This is a genomic window from Gilliamella sp. wkB178 (assembly GCF_001690705.1).
Lineage (GTDB): Bacteria > Pseudomonadota > Gammaproteobacteria > Enterobacterales > Orbaceae > Gilliamella > Gilliamella apicola_K.
Genome location: NZ_LZGK01000012.1, coordinates 1 through 1155, shown reverse-complemented (window position 1 = coordinate 1155; position 1155 = coordinate 1). Strand labels below are relative to the sequence as shown.

Sequence of the window (1155 nt, the reverse complement as noted above, 5' to 3'; positions counted from 1 at the left end):
GTCTTGGTTTTCATTACGCTTTTTTCTCTTTCTTACTGCAAACTAACATACTTTCATATGCAGCCTACCGTAAAAACGAGAACTCGTTTCTTTCAGCTTGTTCCTAATTGTTAAAGAGCTTTATCTTTCTATTTACTCATTCAAAAGTAAACACAAAGATAATTTCATTCGCGAATAATGTCGTCACAACTGTATGGCGTCCCCTAGGGGATTCGAACCCCTGTTACCGCCGTGAAAGGGCGATGTCCTAGGCCTCTAGACGAAGGGGACGTTATTATTTCGCTTCTTAATCAACAAACAATCTGTGTGAACACTTACGAGCTCTTCGTAAGGAGGTGATCCAACCGCAGGTTCCCCTACGGTTACCTTGTTACGACTTCACCCCAGTCATGGACCACACCGTGGTAAACGCCCCCCCGAAGGTTAAGCTATCTACTTCTGGTGCAACCCACTCCCATGGTGTGACGGGCGGTGTGTACAAGGCCCGGGAACGTATTCACCGTGACATTCTGATTCACGATTACTAGCGATTCCGACTTCATGGAGTCGAGTTGCAGACTCCAATCCGGACTTAGACGTACTTTATGAGGTCCGCTTGCTCTCGCGAGGTCGCCTCCCTTTGTATACGCCATTGTAGCACGTGTGTAGCCCTGGTCGTAAGGGCCATGATGACTTGACGTCGTCCCCACCTTCCTCCGCTTTATCAACGGCAGTCTCCTTTGAGTTCCCGACCGAATCGCTGGCAACAAAGGATAAGGGTTGCGCTCGTTGCGGGACTTAACCCAACATTTCACAACACGAGCTGACGACAGCCATGCAGCACCTGTCTCATAGCTCCCGAAGGCACTCTCGTATCTCTACAAGATTCTATGGATGTCAAGACCAGGTAAGGTTCTTCGCGTTGCATCGAATTAAACCACATGCTCCACCGCTTGTGCGGGCCCCCGTCAATTCATTTGAGTTTTAACCTTGCGGCCGTACTCCCCAGGCGGTCGATTTATCGCGTTAGCTTCGGAGCCCATCACTCAGGGCAACAAACTCCAAATCGACATCGTTTACAGCGTGGACTACCAGGGTATCTAATCCTGTTTGCTCCCCACGCTTTCGCATCTCAGCGTCAGTATCTGTCCAGAAGGCCGCCTTCGCCACCGGTAT

The 1155-nt window shown here is 49.8% G+C and carries 1 tRNA gene and 1 rRNA gene; both read right to left on the bottom strand.

Annotated elements, in window-relative coordinates:
* Positions 1-194: 194 nt before the first annotated feature.
* Positions 195-270 (bottom strand) — tRNA-Glu (locus tag A9G13_RS04255).
* A 58-nt stretch (positions 271-328) separates the two neighbouring features.
* Positions 329-1155 (bottom strand): 16S ribosomal RNA (locus tag A9G13_RS04250); the annotation flags it as partial.